Origin of the sequence: Halobacillus alkaliphilus, from assembly GCF_900113125.1 — a bacterium.
In the GTDB taxonomy this organism is placed as follows: Bacteria; Bacillota; Bacilli; order Bacillales; family Halobacillaceae; genus Halobacillus; species Halobacillus alkaliphilus.
The window spans coordinates 14,113-31,205 of record NZ_FOOG01000014.1 but is presented as its reverse complement, the minus strand read 5'-3'; the positions used below and the strand labels follow the sequence as shown (position 1 = coordinate 31,205).

The following is a 17,093-nucleotide window of genomic DNA, read 5'->3' as shown; positions in this document are numbered from 1 at the left end:
TCTTAAAATTTAAGGTTTTATTATCTTTACATTTTACTTAAATAAAATTGATATTATGACTTTATTCTACTTTATTTATTATTCAATACTTCTCCATAAAGCCAGGGAAGCGTAGCTTTGATAAGGGGGCCAGCTTTCACTGAACGATTCCATCTGTTCTTTGGAGGGCTTATCTTCCAATTTAAAATAGGATTTTAGCGCATTTTGTATACCGATATCTGCTTTAGGCAGCAGATTTTCCCTTCCCACTCCGAACATCAGCCAATTTTCAGCTGTCCAGGGGCCAACACCTCTAATTTTAACAAGATGCTTCATTACGTCTTCGTCTGACTGACGGGCTAACCACTCCAGGTCCAACTTACCTTCAACTATTTTACGAGAGACATCGATCACGTATTCAGCCTTCCTCTGGCTGAATTGAAGCTTTCTCAACTCTTCGTAAGGGACGTCAGCAACGGTTTCAGGTTCAGGATAAAACCAAATGCCGTCCTTTTGGTACCCTAGCCGTTCGACAAATCGAGTACTCAATGTATGAGCAAATTTCATATTTAATTGCTGATGTATAATGACTTTAACCAAGCAGTCGTACAAATGAAAGTCCTTGACGATAGGTGTGCCCGGATAAGCTGAAAATAAATCTTTCAAGTTAGTATTATGAAAGTGGTTCTGCACCTTTTCAAGATTACGATCCCATTGAAATAAATCACGTACATGCTGAATCAAAGCTTCTTTGGCATCTTCATCTTCACTGGAAATACTAAAGGATGGACGGGCAGTGGTGCCATGAGCCTGTACACGGACAACATGGGAACCATTCTTCAGCTTCACAGGAACATCTACCCACCGCTCCTCTCGATCCAACTTCGTTAAAGGGTCATATGACCAGCGCTGCAATGTATAATCGAAATCATAATAACTATTTGCTGTAAGTACTTCTTCCCACACCCCTGTAACCTCCTTCGTTCCAATTGATTCATTATAATGTGTTTCTTTTCCTTTTCCCTTCTCCATTAAAGCCTAATCTAAATTTAATATTCCCTGCTAAAGTCGTGTCGAAATAAAAGTCTTACACAATGGGGGATTATCTTTAGTAAAAGACTCTGTTAACCGTTATTGTGTAATTTTTCGGAAGTAGTTATTGCACAGGTCCGGTTACTGTAAGACTCAGTTTCGAGATAATTTGGGCCCGTTAAACTATGTGGAAGAGGGCTGGTGGGGAAATAACTCGCTTTCCTATGGGGGAACGGTGAGCTTCCTCGCTCGTTTTACTCTCTGCGGGATCTCACCTAATTCCTTCTCCCATGGGAGTCTCGCCATTTCCCCACCAGCCCAACTTTATTAGGAAGAACGGACCCTTCTATTAGCGATAGGGAAATGCTTGATTCGCCTCAAATGCTTCTATAGCAGTATTCATCCAGGTGGACAAGCTCGTTCTTAAAGAAGTCTCCACCATCAACCAGAGTGTTTCAAACATGATTTCGAGCTCCCTATTTTGGCAGGGTCCGGAGGGGGACGATGTAGACTCCTACGTTAAAAGCGGAAGCACCTTGGTCAGCGGCGTATGGACTGGACTGAGCTGGCGGAGATAAAGGAAACACGAAGAGCGGAGCGATTCGATGTTGACTTATCGTACAGAAGTGAGGGAAGTCTCACTAGCCGCTAGGTGCTGGAGCTGGATAGCACTCCATGCGTTTAGTCCATAATTGTTGCTTGCAACTTCCCAAAGTGTAAGAGCGGGATGAACATGATTGGTGAGATCCCGCAGGGCTGTTAAGCCCGAGGAAGCTCACCTCAAGATATGTTCGACTAAGAACGCCACCTCGTGTGGCAACGTCGAACGACCCTGTGTCGTGCAGGGCCGGAAAGCGAAATCGTCCTCTGAAGGACTTCCGCTCAACAAATGTCCCGAAATCAACTCTTCAACTAATGGGAGCTTATCTTTAATATTGTCAAAAAGATATGATAAAACCTCTACACGCAGTGCGTGTAGAGGCTGTTTGTTACAGGCTCCAAATTGGAAAGGGAAGTAGTTTTTTTACCATCAAATCATTAAGATTGCCAAAATGATAGCCGCGTTTTCTTAGTTCATCAATTAATTGCTCTAGAGCTTCCGCATTATCCTGCGAGACTGTATGCAAAAGAATTACAGCCCCAGGGTGGATTTGGTCGAGCACACTATGATAAGCATATTCCCAGCCTTTTTGGTTATTTGTTTCCCAGTCCTTAAAAGCAAGAGACCAGAACGCGTGGGTATATCCGAATTCTTTTGCCCACTTTAAGGTTTGTTCATTAAATGTACCTCGAGGTGGACGGACAAATGTCATGGTCTCCTGGTCTGTTAATTTCTTCACTTCCTGATTAACTTTGTCCAGTTCCTGCTTCATTTGTTCCTTAGAAACTTTTGTAAAATCAGGGTGGCTCCATGAATGGTTACCGATTAGATGGCCTTCATTCGCCATGCGTTTTAACAAATCAGGAGCACTTTGAATGTAATGCCCGGTCACAAAAAAAGTAGCAGGCACTTCTTTTTCCTTTAAAATATCTAACACTTTTCCAGTATATCCTTGCTCGTATCCATTATCAAAGGTTAAGTAGATAACAGGAGCTCCAGAAGGATCGACATAAAATCCATCCTCTTTTTCCAGCATAGGCCCATACCGACCTACATCCGGCGCTTCTCCGTTATTGCTTTTTTTGTACCCCCAGCCTTCTGCCTGTATCGTTAACGGCTGAAGAAGAAATGCACAGGATACAAGTAAAGCCAGAATAACTTTCCACATAACTACCACTCACTTTTTGCTTAGTATGCGTGAGTCCCGAGCTAAATATAAAAAAGACAAGTGGGAATATTACCCACTCGCCTTTTTTAAAGAATTAATGCCGTTGCCCATCCGAAAATGAATAACGGGATATTATAATGGAGGAAAGTGGGTACACATGTATCCCAGATGTGGTTATGCCTGCCGTCCGCATTTAAACCTGATGTAGGCCCAAGTGTGCTGTCGGACGCTGGCGAGCCTGCATCGCCCAGAGCGCCTGCAGTTCCGATCAGCGCTGCTGTAGCCATCGGTGAAAAACCGGCACTGACGCATATAGGAACGAATAAAGCTGCTAAAATGGGTACAGTCGCAAAGGAAGATCCAATTCCCATAGTAACGACTAGTCCCACGAGCAATAAGATAAAGGCAATCATAGCTTGATTATCACCAATATAATCAGAACTGATTTCCACTAATGCACTTACTGATTCTGTTTGGGTTAACACATTAGCATAACCTGATGCTACCAGCATAACGAAGGCGATGAACCCCATCATGCCTATTCCGTCGTTAACCACTTTGTCACCTTTAGTGAAAGGAACAACACGAAAGATGAACATAATAATTATTCCAGCTAGAGCAGCGAGAATCAGGTTCTGCCAGAAAGCCTGGATAAATAAAGTGACTAAAATAGCAAGAATCGTCCAAACATGTTTCGTCTGAAAACTCTGGCTTTTAACGGGTTCTTCCACCACAGAGTCGGCTTCCGCAAGAACTGGGGCTTCCCGCTTCCTCCTATATGTGATCAGTACTGCTATAAACAACCCAACAATCATCCCGGACCCTGGAATGATCAGTGATTGGGCAATCGTTCCGATCCCAAGACTTATTCCATTCGCGTCCATAGCTTCCTGGATTGTCTCATGAAAGAGAAAACCGAATCCTACAGGAATCATAACGTAAGGAGCTTTCAAGCCAAACGTTAAAGCTGCAGCAACAGCGCGACGGTCCAGTTTCATTTCATCGAAAAGCTTTAATAACGGCGGTATTAATATAGGTATAAAAGCAATATGAACGGGTATAACGTTTTGAGATAAACTCGCTACGAAAGCAATTACGAATACAATCATCGTACGTCTGCTCTTTAATGCACGAAGCAAATAATTTACTAATAATGACGTGATTCCAGAATAACTTATAGCCACAGCAAAGGCGCCAAGCAATACATAGCTTAAAGCGACACTTGCCTGACCTCCCATTCCATTAACTAGTATTTCCACAGAGGACTTAAGCGACTCTCCGTTCATTAAACCGGCGGTTAGTCCCGCAGCAATAATTGCGATAATGACATTAATTCGTAATAGACTTAAAATCGTCATTACGAGGACAGATACAACAACTGCCCAGGCCATAATCCATTCTCCTCTCTACTTCTATCTTTTATTTATTAGCGATTTACCATGATAAAGTACAATATTAAAAAAATCAACCCTCTTATTCGAGAGTTAACCTAGAAAAAATTCACATAAATAATAATAGCTGCTAGAGCCATACTTGAGCCCATAAGAATCTTCTTTTGTGAATATTGAATGGACCGTCCTGAAACTTTACGGTATAGAGCCATAATAAGGGTCAGCATAAACAAAAAGCCGAGCACAGGGGAAATATAAAAAATCAACAGATCCAATTCATTCCCCTCCCTTTTTATTATTTGTTCATTTTATTCTCTAATTCTTCAAGCATAGAAATTAAATGGTCAATATCTTCTACAGAAGTTTCTTCAGGCTCTAATTCTTCGATTCGAACCATGAATTCAGATAATCGTGTTTTTAAGTCATCGATTCTCTCTTGCTGGGTCATATTATCGAACTCCTTTTTGTACTTTTTCAGCCATGCTTATCATAGTACAAGCATAGCCTTATGTCTATCATGGACTTACTGGAAGATAAACCCTATAACATTACAGCCTATAACTAATTATTTTTTTAAAAACGGAAGAGTGAAAGCGATCGTACTTCCATAATTAAGTTCACTATCAGCCCATAGAGCCCCTCCATGTTGTTCTATTATGGACTTTACAATAGCGAGCCCAAGCCCTGTACCTCCCGATTCCCTTGATCGTGACTTTTCCGCTCTGTAAAAACGTGAAAAAATCTTAGTAAGATCTTCTTTTTCCATCCCTTCCCCATTATCTTTAACGGATATAGTTAAATTAGATTTATCATGCTCGATTTTAATGGCAATTACTATAGAATCAGCTCCATATCGAACAGCATTTTCCGTCAGATTATTCATCACTTGGGTTATTCTAACAGGGTCAAGCGACAGGGGGACGGAGGGGATCTGCTGTGGAATGGCAATACGCACATTTTTGCTTTTGCCGTCTTCTACTGTATCGTCTAATAAAGATTGAAAGAAAGCACGGCTGTCCACAAACTGCTGATCCAAAGGCAGCTGTCGAAGATCCAATTTAGAAAATTGAAAGAGGTCTTCTATTAGATGGTCCAGCTGATCGGTTTTTTGCCTGATCACCCGAAAATACTTTTTCTGCATTTCATCCGTTTGAGCTACTCCATCTTGCAATCCTTCTACATACCCTCTGATAGAAGAAAGTGGAGTACGAAGATCATGCGAGATATTGGCAATCAGCTGCTTGCGGTCTTCCCTGAATTGTTCCTCTTTTTCCTGCGATTGTTTCAAGTGGGTTCTCATCGTATTAAAGCCACGGATAAACTTGCCTATCTCATCCTTTCTTCGATACTGAATAGGATAATCTAAATTTCCTTCTTTAACTTCCTCAGTTGCTGCATAAATTTCTTTCAAAGGACTAAGAATTGTACGTGAGATATACCAAGTCCACCCGATTATAAGCAAAATAAGTGCAATTAATCCACTTCCAACACTAATGAGGATACTCCTTAAAATGGTATCGGTGAAAGGCATCCGACTGGATAATTCGACAAATAAAATGCGGCCGTCTTCAGCCTGAACGTGAAAAAGAGTAGAACTATCTGCGAAAGCTTTATTTTGAGACGCAGCTTCGGAGTCCTTGTATGATGTGAAAACGGTCTCTCCTTCGACATCCTTAATGTTAATTTCTGCTGCGTATTGATTAGCGAGCGCATTGAGTTCAAGACTGGATACAGAAGTGTTGTTTAATTGTCTTTTAAGTGTGGATTCTAATTCATTCATCGAATTTCGGTAAGTACGTTCTTTTTCTTCTAATTCTGAAGATTGGAGTTGAAGAAGGGAACCTGTCACTCCAATAGGCAGGAGAATAAGGGAAAGAAACGCTAAGATTAAACGCACTTTCAATCGCCCCATGATGATTCAACTCCTCCCTCAAATTTATAACCCACCCCCCACACAGTCCTAAGATAAACAGGATTAGAAGGGTCCACTTCAATTTTTTCCCGAAGTTTGCGCATATACACCATTAATGTATTGAAATCACCCATATGATCATAGCCCCAAATCTTATCAAAAAGCTGCTCCTTCGTGAAGACTTGTCCTGCATGACTTGCCAGAAGATTCAGGATCTGAAATTCCCTTGCTGATAACTCAATCGGATGGTCTTTAATTCGAACCTTGTACTCACTAGCGTCGATTGTTAAATCCCCAAACGTTAAAATGTCCTGATGTAAATAGGCATCCTGAGAAAAGTGTCTATAGCGCCTGAGTTGGGCTTTAATCCGTGCTACTAACTCACTTGGACTGAAGGGTTTCGTAATGTAATCATCAGCACCAATACCCAGTCCGATAATTTTGTCGGATTCACTCTTTTTAGCTGTCATCATAATAATCGGGATCATCGATCGGGAGCGGATCAGCCTGCATAATTCCATTCCATCAAGTTTTGGAAGCATTAGATCAAGTACAGTAAGGGTAGGATTTTCTTTTTGAAATAAGTCCCACCCTTCCTGACCATCTTTTGCATGCATTACTTCGTATCCTTCCATCACTAAATAGTCTCTAACTAAGTCCGCGATTTCAAACTCATCTTCGACAACAAGAATTCGTTCCTTTTCCACATTTACCCCCCTATACCTTCTACAACTTTAGTTAGTCATTATACGGCAACGTCTCTTTGCTTGAAAATAACCCAGGAGGATACGAGAAAAACAAAGAAGTATATGAGCAGCACAACAATCGAGAAGGACATTGTCATCCCTTCTACAACAGGGGTCCCATCGACATACTGCATGAGGTTTGTATTAGCGAAAAGTACGAATTTCACCCAGTCATACTGACTAAGAAGCTGGACAATCTGGGGACCTGTAAACATGAGAAATATGGAAAACCCAATCGCTAATGAACTACTTCTGAAAATGGTAGAAATCATAAAGGCCACCGTAGCCATCATAATAATTTCTATACTTCGAAAACCAATCAAGCTAATAATATGCCCCGCCATGTGCTTCTCTACAACTTCACCACCGGTATATGTCAAATAGGGAAGCTGGGATCCTGTGCTTCCGAAAAATGCAAGACCAATAATATAAGAAAATCCAAATAATAAAATAAGCATGAAAAGAGCAAACATCATCGTTGTAATAAATTTAGCTAGTAGGATTTTCCCGCGGCGAACGGGACGGATTAACAGTAGTTTGATCGTTCCGGTAGAGAATTCACTGGCTACAATCCCTGCTGCGATGACAATAGTGAACAGAGTGGCAATTGCTGTGAAATTAGTTGCGTCTATCATAAATCCCCACAAAGAGTCGGCAGCAACAGGCGGAAGGTCGTTGTCTAAACGATATTGCTGAATGGCAATCTCTTTCCCCATGGCTTCTCGACCTGCTTCAATGTCAGGACCTCTTTCCATACCTTCTTCCATCTGTGCAATTCTCGCTTCTGCTTGATTTCTCCAATTTGACTGGTCTCCATTATCCAGCACATACTTCTGTAACATCGCAAAACCAAGGAGCAAAGTCACTAGAATACCGATGATAATCCAGGTTCCTGTTTTTTTATAAATTTTAATATGCTCATTCTGTAAGATTTTTAGAAAATGCATTATGATTCCTCCCGGGTTAATTCAAGGAAAGTATCTTCCAACGTTTGTACATTAGAATAGATTTGATACAGTTTAACTTGGTTTGAGATCAAAAGTTCAGCTAATTCAGGGATTTTTTCTTCCTCTGAAACAGTCAATTCTATCCAGGAACCCTTCTTCTTGGGGTGCCATGAACGGTCATTTAATAGTTGGAAAGCTTTCTCAATAGGAGAAGCTTTCAGTTCAACCGTGAGATCTATATCTTTACTTACAAGATCCTGGATTTTTTCTACGCGAATCAACCGCCCGTGTTGTATAATCCCAATTCGGTCACACATAAGCTGCATCTCGGACAGCAAGTGGCTCGAAACAAAAACTGCCAGGTTCTCTTCATGAGCGATCCTTCGGATATACTGACGTATTTCCCTTATACCTGCAGGATCAAGACCATTCGTAGGCTCATCAAGGATCAGCAATGATGGCGAATGAAGAAGAGCCTGAGCAATCCCCAGCCTTTGTCTCATCCCTAGAGAATATCCTTTTACTTTCTCGTGGATCCTCTTTTCAAGTCCTACAAGTTTAATAATTTCCTCTAAACGCTTCTTTGGAATATCCTTCGGGGTGAGGCGAGCATAATGTTTTAAATTTTCAAGGCCAGTAAGATAAGAATACATTTCAGGATTTTCAATTATACCGCCTACATGGGCGATAGCCTTTTCAAAATCGCGTTGAATGTGATGACCTTGAATATAGATCTCTCCTTCAGACATCTTCATGAGACCTACAAGCATTCGAATCATTGTGGTCTTACCTGCTCCATTGGGTCCTAGGAAACCAAATACTTCTCCTGGATAAATATCGAGTGTTATCCCGTGGATAATGGGTGTATTCCCTATGCTTTTCTTAACATTTATGATTTGAGCAATGGGCTGGGTCATTTTATTCCTCCTCTTAAGTTTCTTGATCCTATTATCCCTCAAAAAACTTAATAGACATTTATAAAGTTCTTAAAAATAGCTTAAAAATAAGCATTTGTTCAATTGGAATAAATTAGCACCTCAGGTCATCCATAATATGGATGACCTGAGGTGCCAATTTTTACAAATTTTAATGCTTTGCATGATGAAGGTAAACAATCGCTTCAGCTTGTGGGTATTTTCACCATTAACAACTATACATAACAGGTCATACCGAAAATGAGGATTAAGATAAGCATAGCACTATGTGCATCGTGGACATACTGGTGGATAAACGTGCTATAATACTTGCCTAAGAGGAGGTCAGATTCTATGGGTTTAGATCAAATAGATTTAAGTAAATGGGTAGAAGATTCCGGTCCGTTAGTTGTAATTATAAGCAGCGCCATTCTACTTTTCTTAGCTGTTATTATCATCCGAAAAATAATTCAATCATTCTTCAAACGCACCTCCTTTATCGAGGAGCGAAAAGAGCAAACATTAGAATCCATGTTCAACTCCATCATAAGCTATGCCGCTGTGATTGGATTTATTTTTATTGTACTCGATCAATTCATTCCTATCGGCAGGCTGCTGGCCGGGGCTGGAGTCATCGGTATTATTGTTGGTTTTGGTGCTCAGAATCTGATTAAAGATTTCTTCGCCGGTTTATTTCTACTTTATGAGAAACAGCTGCATAAAGGTGACTTTATTACTTTGAATAATACCTTTCATGGAACGGTAGAGGAAATCGGCCTCCGGTTCTTAAAAATCCGGCAATGGAGCGGTCGTCTGCTCACCATCAGCAATGGACAGATTACGACAATTGAGAATTATAATTTTGAACATATGCGTGTTATTGAAAAAATCACGACGAACTTCAAAGAAGATCCAAAACGTATGTTTGAGGTTTTAGAGGAAGCTTGTGAGCGAATGAATGAAGAACTGGATGTCTATGTGAAAAAGGATTTAGCAGACAAACCAATTGAGCCTTTCCAAGTCTACGGTATGACATCCCTGAACGACCACTATCGAGGTTATGAATATACAGTGACTGGACTGGTCTATGACCTTGTTTACTGGACAGCTGCCAAAGAAACCCGGCGGATTCTCGCTGAAACCATGCACAAACATAAGATCGCTATGGCTGAGCAGCGCATTGAAATGAGGAGTTATTCCTCCGAAACGGAAGAATAAGTCTTCTCACTCTGCAATCAAACGAAAGCTTATCCGATTCTCTACGGGTATCCAGGCTCCTATTTCCTGCTTGGTTACGTTTTTTATAATAACCTTTTTGTCGCTTCCCTTTAGCTGAATGTAAACATCCCCAAAAGCTGCTTCACCCGTTTCCTTCAGAGCAGGAGCATATGCCTCGAGAACACCTTTATAATCTACAGCTACGTCGTAAGCCTTACTATGAGTCGTTCCCCTCCCGATTACGGTTTGATAAGCAAGCGGAAGTTCTGTGTTTTTTTGTGCTTCAAGCAAAATCATTTCCCTCAATTGATCACTATGGCTGGTTTGAGTAGTCAAACCGCCCTGAACCTGCTTCTCTGCGATTTGCTCGTAACTTAATTTTTCAGTCTGAGGGCCACTTACATTATTAAGTTCATTCTCATTAATTTTTTGATATTTCCAGTTTACCGCTGTTTCTTTAGAGTTATAAGCAAGCGGCCAGCGGCCAAGGAAGATCTCCCCTCTATATCCGATCGCAAAAGGGGAAGGAGTGATCGACGTTTCATTGAACATCTCGATTAGTTTCGGGTTGTTAATTTTCACATTTGTATCTCTGAGAAGCTCGTGAGTTCTGTTTTCTTCTTTCAGCTTCCTATCTTCGCCATTCTTATTCGTGTAAGTGTTATTTTCAGAAATGTTCACCACATGACCTGGCACGTCGGTATCCTTTCTGTCTTCCTGCTTCGCTTCAACAGCGGTTCCCGACAAACAAGCTCCCATAAGCCAAACCACTGCAGCAGTTAAAAATATCTTTCTTACCTCCATCTTCCTGACCGCCTTTCGTTTTTCTTAGTCTGTGGAAGATAGAGTTCTCCTATGCTGGAAACCTCAGGAAAGCAGCTTATTCATAGCCCATTGAGCTTTTGTATCGAAATACTGAATAGCCGGGCCGATTCCTATTAAAATCACGAGTGTACCAAAGCCAATCGGTCCTCCGAGTATTAGAGCTCCTACCAATGCAAATGCTTCGGTCAGCGTCTTCGAGAGTGTCAGACTGAAGCCGAATCGTTTTTGCAGAGCTACCATAAACCCATCCACCGGATTTAGAGAGAACTTCGATTGCAAATATAAAGCGACTCCAATTGCAATAGCGACAATACCACTAAGAAGGATAACTAATTGCTCCCAGAACGTAGAGAACGTAACCGTATTCAAAACGCCTAAGAGCCAAAAATCGATAACTTTCCCCAGGATTAATATAGTGATGACTGCAAGTACATCAGGGCGCTCTTTTGCGATGAGAGCGTTGCTGACAATTAATAAGGCGCCGATAATAATAACCCAGTTTCCTACTGTAAGTCCAAAAGACTCTGTTAACCCAACATTCAGCGCATCCCACGCTCCTGCTCCTAAATCAGCTTTAATCGTTAAGGATATACCAAAGGCAATTACAACAATTCCAACTAAATAGAATATCGATTTTAAAGCTATGTTCTTCATAAAATTCTCTCCCTTTTCCATAAGCCATGTTACAAAATGTTATTTAATTTTATTAGTTATAAGTAGTTGTTTCACTATCTGGCCGTATACTGTAAGAATTGAGTTTGAGATAAATCGGGGTCCGTTACGACATGAGGAGAGGGATCGCGGGGAAGTAACTCGTCTTGTTCCGTCACCCAGGCACCCGACACATAAGCCGGTCGTGTCTTTCGGGGTGATTCCACATTTGAACACTTTCCTATGGCCCTACACGATGTAGGGTCGATCGACCCTTCGTCGTGCAGGGCTGGAAAGCGAAATCGTCCCCTGGAGGACCTTCCGCTCTACCAATATTACGAAATCAAATCTTAAACAAACGGGAGCTTATATGGAACAAGCAACTTTGAGATTTAATATAACTTTTTCATAAAAAAAGAGCCTTTCCCTTCGTAAGGATAAGGCTCTTTTATATTACTAGCTTAGCTCAATGCACTCAAGTGTTTCTTCTACTTCAATACTATTTTGAACTGATTGTACCATTGAGCAATTGTTCCTTGAAATATCAAGATTTTTCAGTAGTTTATCCTGATTAAGACGATAGCCTTTCACAGCATAATGGAGATGGATTTTTTCAATTCGATTCGCCATCTCCGAGTTACGTGTAACATCTGCCGTAACTTTGATGTCTTCAAACTCAATCCGCTGTTTGTCTAGTATCTTACGAAAGACTCCGATGCTGCACCCTGCAATGGAAGCTACCATTAATTGATAAGGTCGAAATCCAAATGCTTCATCTCCTGAAATATTTAATTGTCCATAATCAAATGATGTACGTACCCCGTTCTCTTTTAAATAAAAATCCATGTTCCCCACTCCTTTCGAATTTTATCAAGCCTTTACTTATATAGTAACCGTTTTAACCATCGACATAACCTTCTAAGTAAAAAGACTTGCCCTGTTTATTGAGATTCCTTTACGATAATGAAGGTATCATATATTTGGAGAGGAGGGAATTCTTTGGTCTCCACTCGTACAAGGTTTTGGATTTTAATTGGACTGGTTACGATATCAGGATTTTCACAGGGAATGCTTCTTCCCCTGCTCGCTGTTATTCTTGAACAAAATGGAATTTCCTCTTCGATCAACGGACTGCATGCAACTGGGCTCTACATCGGGATTCTCATATCCTCTCCCTTTATGGAAAAACCGCTTCAGAAGCTCGGCTACAAGCCCGTGATTATGATTGGGGGAGCCCTTGTATTCATCTCTCTGGCTCTTTTCCCATTCTGGCAGGCTTTGTGGTTCTGGTTTATATTAAGAGTTGCAATCGGAATCGGTGATCAGATCCTTCATTTCGGGACTCAAACGTGGATTACCGCTACGTCCGCCTCGCATTCACGAGGCAAAAACATCGCTTATTACGGACTGTTTTTCAGTTTAGGGTTTACCATTGGTCCTTTAATGACCAACTTGCTTGAGTTTAATATCTACTTACCGTTTCTTGTATCTTCCGGTCTCAGTTTAATGGTCTGGCTTATGATGTGGAGAGTTAATAATGAAACACCTCCAAACGATCAGGCCACCGCTTACGGAACCAGTTCTTACAAGCGGTTCCTCGGGGCAATTAAAATCGGCTGGGCCGCATTTCTTCCACCGATGGCTTATGGATTTCTGGAGGCCACTCTCCACGGGATTTTCCCTGTGTATGGATTAAGGATAGGACATGATGTAAATGTGTTGTCCTTTATTATCCCATCTTTCGCAGCAGCCAGTCTGTTATCCCAAATCCCCCTTGGTGCACTTAGTGATCGCGTGGGGCGTAAGATTGTTATCCTGACAGTATTATCGGGAGGGATCGCTGCCTTTATTCTAGCGGCCATTTTTGAAGAATCTACCTTTGGCTTATTCGCTACGTTTGCAATGGGCGGATTGTTTGTCGGGTCTTTATTTTCCCTAGGAATTTCATATATGACCGATTTACTGCCACGGGAACTTCTACCAGCAGGCAATATCTTATGCGGGATGGCCTTTAGTATTGGAAGTATCCTTGGTCCATTTCTATCCGGAGCCTTCTTAGATTTTATACCAGGTCTGTCTTTCTTTTATATTATTGTTGCTCTTTTAGTTATTGTGTTTGCTGCCACCGCTTTATCCAGCGATCCTCAGACACAAAAAACTGCGGACGCTTAAGTCCGCAGTTTTCTTTATTCAGACAAAGCTTCACTTAACTTCTCCAAGTTCTGCTTCATCAGACTGATATAATTTTCATCGTTCTGAATATCTTCTTCTGTCAGCACGGAAAGATTGTGAATACGCAGAGGTTCAGCTCCTATTTCACTTTGAACAACCTCCGCAACTTTAGGGGTGACGTTCTGTTCGAATAGAACGTGGTTCAACTTATGAGCTTCGGCTGTTTCAATAATGTCCTCCAGTTCCTTTTGGGAAGGCTCATTGGATGGACTCAAACCGGAAACAGCAATTTGTTCGATTCCGTATGCCTGCTCCCAGTACCCATAGGCGGCGTGAGAAACAATAATTTCATTTTTTGGTTTGTTTTCTAACTGTTCGTGAAATTGATGATCTAAGTCCGTAAGCTTCTGTTCCAATTCTTCAAAGTTTTTGTTAAATTGTTTCTCTTGCTCGGGCTTTAGCTCTATAAGCATTTCTTTAATGTTTTCAGCTAACTGAATGGAACGAATCGGATCCAGCCATACATGTGGGTCATTCTCTCCATGATTATGGCCTTCATGATCACCCTGCTCTTCACCCTCATGAGACGTGGTATCTTCTTTGTCAGCATGGTCCTCGCCTTCATGGCCATGCTCACTTTGTTCGGTCTCTTCCCCGTGGTCATGCACATGTTCCTCTAAATCAATCCCTTTAGCCGCTTCCAATACTTTAACATCTTCAGGTTTCAAAGAATCAGAGATTTTTTGAGCATACCCTTCGAGTCCTGCTCCGTTATATATAAAGGCATCTGCCTCAGCCATATCCACCATTTCCTTAGTCGTGGGCTCATACGTATGGGGATCTGTCCCTGGTGGCAGAATCGTTTCTACTTCAGCTGCATCTCCTGCTATTTGTTCCGCAAAATACTGTAAAGGATATACAGTCGTGTGGATCTTCAAGGCCGATTCATTGTTTTCTGCAGATGCATTATCTTTCTGACTTGAAGTTTCTTCACTGCATGCCGTCATGATGATTGTTAAGATCGTTATAGATAATATAATAGCTAGTTTCTTCACCTTTTCTCCTCCTCTTCCATTCCACCGAAATTATATCGTAACGATTACACTTTGTAAATAGTAATCATTACTTTTTGAAAGTTTTAAAAAGGAAGTCTGCGATACCTGGCACCGCAGACTCTTAATGGCATTGAGGGCACTTTCCATAGATCTCAAACTTATGATTTTCGACGTCGTAGCCTTTTAAATTTTCATTAATACTGTTCATCGGACAGAATTCAATAGACTTCGTTTTTCCACATGTAGTACATATAAAATGGTGGTGATGGCCATGGGTCTCGCACCCCAACCGGAAATGTTTCTCTCCACCAAGCTCTGTCGTCTCCAGAATTTCCTCTTCCGTAAGCAGGTACAGATTTCGATAGATCGTATCATAACTGACCCCGGGGAAATCCTCTTGTATGGCTTTTAAGATATCCTTTGCTGCAATATACTGATCCTGTTGAACAAATATCTCGACAATTCGTTCTCTTTGCTTCGTCCTTTTATAACCTTTTTCTTTCAATCGCTGTAAAGCCGTCTCGACATTCATTATACTTCACCCTTTATCCATTGTTGGGTTCTAACCTTTTTGAAAAGAATCGTCATCACAAGAATAATTACGGCAACCATAACAATTGTTCCGCCAGGAGGCACACTCAAATGATAAGATGAAAACAAACCGATCAATACGGAGGTCTCACCGAATGCAATCGATAGTCCGATTGTCTGCTTGAAGCTCCTTGCCAGGCGTAACGCGGACGCTACTGGAAGCGTCATCAGGGCAGAAACGAGCAGTATACCTACCACCTGCATGGAAGCGGCAATAACGAGCGCTACCATAACGATAAATAACAGATGAATCCAACGGCCGTTCACCCCGGAAATCGAGGCCTGTTCTTCGTCAAAGGATAATACAAACAGTTCTTTATAAAATAGTATAACAATAGCAATAACCATGATGGTAATAATGAGCACGGTCCACATGCTTGTTCGATCGACAGCCGTTACACTTCCAAATAGATAGCTGAACAGATCGGTATTGAATCCGTCTGCGAGTGATATAAGAATAACCCCAAGCCCTATTCCGCCTGAGAGGATGATCGGAATAGCGAGTTCTTCATAATGCTTATAAAGCTTCCGGAGCCTTTCAATTAAAATGGCGCCGCCGACTGAAAAGACCATTCCCATATAGACAGGATTCCAGTCATTGATGCCTGTCACCTTCTTCTCGAGCAGCAGGCTTGCTGCAATCCCGGTCAACGTAATATGAGATAAAGCATCGGCAATCAGAGAAAGGCGTCTTACAACAATGAATACTCCGAGAAGAGGGGCTACAATTCCAATCAGTATCCCGGTAATGGCTGCATTCTGTAGAAATTCATACTGAAAAAAACTTTCAATCATGATGGATTCACCTCGTCATGGTCATGATTATGAGTCAGCTGCTGGACAGAATGACCATACAGACGATTAAGATCTTCATCATTGAATTCTTTGTACTCTTCTGTATTTCCGTGGAAATGAACAGTTTTATTCATACATACTACATGGGTGGCATGCTCTGTAATGGTTCCGATATCGTGCGTGACCATTAGCAGGGTAATCCCCTGTTCTTTATTTAAACGGCCAAGCAGATCATAAAATTCCGTCACGTGCTTAGCGTCCACCCCTACCGTTGGTTCGTCTAAAATAAGTAGAGAAGGATCGCTGACCAGAGCGCGGGCGATAAATACCCGCTGCTGCTGTCCTCCCGATAATTCCCCTATATTGGAATGAGCGTAATCTTCCATTTCAACTGTATGCAAAGCCTGCATCGCTTTATCTTTATGTTTTTTATTAAAGAATTTAAACGTTCCTATTCTTGAAACCAATCCTGCTTTTACAACTTCCAATACTGTGGCCGGAAAACCGGAATTAAAACTGTTGGCCTTTTGGGACACGAAACCAATTTCCTGCCAGTTGCTGAAATTTTTAATTGGACGATCATATAGAGTAATGGAACCCCGGTCCGGTTTAGCAAGTCCCAGCATGAGCTTGATTAATGTCGATTTCCCTGAACCATTAGGGCCTACCAGACCTAGGAATTGCCCCTGTCTAATGGTCAAATTCACATCTTTTACGACCCATTCTCTTTCATATTTAAAGGAGACCTGTTCCATCTTTACAATTGGATGATTACTCATATTAATCCCTCTCAAAAAATAATAATGATTACGATTTAAATTATATAAGACACAGAACTTTAAGTAAATGAGAAGGATATTTCCTTTCCACTCATTTAATTCATAATGGTTACGATTTAAAACGCAATCTTCATCATAAAACAAGACAGCTCTTCACGCAACACTTATCTATTTAGGTAAGCTCTATTATTTCAATAGCAGCGTTTCATATAAGCTCCTTTATTTATAATAAGCTTTGTAATGACTCGTGGTAGGACAATGTCTGCTGAAGTTTCTTATATCGAGAACCCAAAACCCAGGGTGCGCACTATAATAAT

18 protein-coding genes are annotated in these 17,093 nt (G+C 41.2%); 2 read left to right on the top strand and 16 right to left on the bottom strand.

Annotated features, from left to right (window positions below):
- Positions 1–78 precede the first annotated feature (78 nt).
- The 9 genes from BMZ06_RS09690 to BMZ06_RS09660 form a co-directional block, all read right to left on the bottom strand.
- Entirely contained in the window at positions 79–945 is an 867-nt protein-coding gene (locus BMZ06_RS09690) for a DNA-3-methyladenine glycosylase family protein (protein ID WP_089751880.1), read from the bottom strand.
- 1,055 nt (positions 946–2,000) lie between these two features.
- Positions 2,001–2,780 (bottom strand): delta-lactam-biosynthetic de-N-acetylase, encoded by a 780-nt coding sequence (gene pdaA, locus BMZ06_RS09685; RefSeq protein WP_089751842.1) that lies wholly within the window; start codon positions 2,778–2,780, stop codon positions 2,001–2,003.
- Positions 2,781–2,866: 86 nt separating this feature from the next.
- Positions 2,867–4,171: a Na+/H+ antiporter family protein gene (locus BMZ06_RS09680; protein WP_089751841.1), complete on the bottom strand. Its 1,305-nt coding sequence runs from the start codon at positions 4,169–4,171 to the stop codon at positions 2,867–2,869.
- A gap of 98 nt (positions 4,172–4,269) precedes the next feature.
- Positions 4,270–4,446: a hypothetical protein gene (locus BMZ06_RS20680; RefSeq protein WP_175477852.1), complete on the bottom strand. Its 177-nt coding sequence runs from the start codon at positions 4,444–4,446 to the stop codon at positions 4,270–4,272.
- A gap of 20 nt (positions 4,447–4,466) precedes the next feature.
- Positions 4,467–4,619, bottom strand: a complete 153-nt coding sequence (locus tag BMZ06_RS20675; protein WP_175477851.1) for an SE1561 family protein — start codon at positions 4,617–4,619, stop codon at positions 4,467–4,469.
- Positions 4,620–4,736: 117 nt separating this feature from the next.
- Positions 4,737–6,083, bottom strand: coding sequence for a sensor histidine kinase (locus tag BMZ06_RS09675; RefSeq protein WP_089751840.1), 1,347 nt, complete (start codon positions 6,081–6,083; stop codon positions 4,737–4,739).
- A complete protein-coding gene (locus BMZ06_RS09670; RefSeq protein ID WP_089751839.1) occupies positions 6,071–6,790 on the bottom strand; it encodes a response regulator transcription factor in 720 nt (239 codons plus the stop codon). Before BMZ06_RS09670 ends, BMZ06_RS09675 begins: the two co-directional genes overlap by 13 nt.
- 38 nt (positions 6,791–6,828) lie before the next feature.
- The gene (locus BMZ06_RS09665) at positions 6,829–7,776 is read right to left on the bottom strand and encodes an ABC transporter permease (protein ID WP_089751838.1); all 948 of its coding nucleotides are present in this window, start codon (positions 7,774–7,776) and stop codon (positions 6,829–6,831) included.
- Positions 7,776–8,693 carry an ABC transporter ATP-binding protein gene (locus tag BMZ06_RS09660; protein WP_089751837.1) on the bottom strand — a complete coding sequence of 306 codons (918 nt, stop codon included), beginning with the start codon at positions 8,691–8,693 and terminating at the stop codon, positions 7,776–7,778. Before BMZ06_RS09660 ends, BMZ06_RS09665 begins: the two co-directional genes overlap by 1 nt.
- Positions 8,694–9,044: 351 nt before the next feature.
- Here BMZ06_RS09660 and BMZ06_RS09655 point away from each other — a divergent pair, with 351 nt between their 5' ends.
- Positions 9,045–9,908 (top strand): mechanosensitive ion channel family protein, encoded by an 864-nt coding sequence (locus BMZ06_RS09655; RefSeq protein WP_089751836.1) that lies wholly within the window; start codon positions 9,045–9,047, stop codon positions 9,906–9,908.
- Positions 9,909–9,914: 6 nt separating this feature from the next.
- On the opposite strand, the gene BMZ06_RS09650 is transcribed toward BMZ06_RS09655, so the two are convergent.
- From BMZ06_RS09650 to BMZ06_RS09640, 3 genes are all read right to left on the bottom strand, one after another.
- Entirely contained in the window at positions 9,915–10,712 is a 798-nt protein-coding gene (locus BMZ06_RS09650; RefSeq protein WP_089751835.1) for a YfkD famly protein, read from the bottom strand.
- Between the two features lie 63 nt (positions 10,713–10,775).
- A complete protein-coding gene (locus BMZ06_RS09645; RefSeq protein WP_089751834.1) occupies positions 10,776–11,408 on the bottom strand; it encodes a YczE/YyaS/YitT family protein in 633 nt (210 codons plus the stop codon).
- 432 nt (positions 11,409–11,840) lie between these two features.
- On the bottom strand, positions 11,841–12,230 hold the full coding sequence (locus BMZ06_RS09640; protein ID WP_014642123.1) for an OsmC family protein: 390 nt from the start codon (positions 12,228–12,230) through the stop codon (positions 11,841–11,843).
- A 153-nt stretch (positions 12,231–12,383) separates the two neighbouring features.
- Here BMZ06_RS09640 and BMZ06_RS09635 point away from each other — a divergent pair, with 153 nt between their 5' ends.
- Positions 12,384–13,556: an MFS transporter gene (locus BMZ06_RS09635; protein WP_089751833.1), complete on the top strand. Its 1,173-nt coding sequence runs from the start codon at positions 12,384–12,386 to the stop codon at positions 13,554–13,556.
- A gap of 14 nt (positions 13,557–13,570) precedes the next feature.
- Here the strand turns inward: BMZ06_RS09635 and BMZ06_RS09630 are convergent, their stop codons facing one another.
- From BMZ06_RS09630 to BMZ06_RS09615, 4 genes are all read right to left on the bottom strand, one after another.
- Complete coding sequence (locus BMZ06_RS09630; protein WP_089751832.1) at positions 13,571–14,611, bottom strand: metal ABC transporter solute-binding protein, Zn/Mn family; 1,041 nt, start codon at positions 14,609–14,611, stop codon at positions 13,571–13,573.
- Positions 14,612–14,732: 121 nt separating this feature from the next.
- Positions 14,733–15,143 carry a Fur family transcriptional regulator gene (locus tag BMZ06_RS09625; RefSeq protein ID WP_089751831.1) on the bottom strand — a complete coding sequence of 137 codons (411 nt, stop codon included), beginning with the start codon at positions 15,141–15,143 and terminating at the stop codon, positions 14,733–14,735.
- Positions 15,143–15,997 carry a metal ABC transporter permease gene (locus BMZ06_RS09620; protein WP_014642119.1) on the bottom strand — a complete coding sequence of 285 codons (855 nt, stop codon included), beginning with the start codon at positions 15,995–15,997 and terminating at the stop codon, positions 15,143–15,145. Before BMZ06_RS09620 ends, BMZ06_RS09625 begins: the two co-directional genes overlap by 1 nt.
- Positions 15,994–16,776 (bottom strand): metal ABC transporter ATP-binding protein, encoded by a 783-nt coding sequence (locus BMZ06_RS09615; protein WP_089751830.1) that lies wholly within the window; start codon positions 16,774–16,776, stop codon positions 15,994–15,996. The genes BMZ06_RS09620 and BMZ06_RS09615 overlap by 4 nt, the downstream gene beginning before the upstream one ends.
- Between the last annotated feature and the right edge of the window lie 317 nt (positions 16,777–17,093).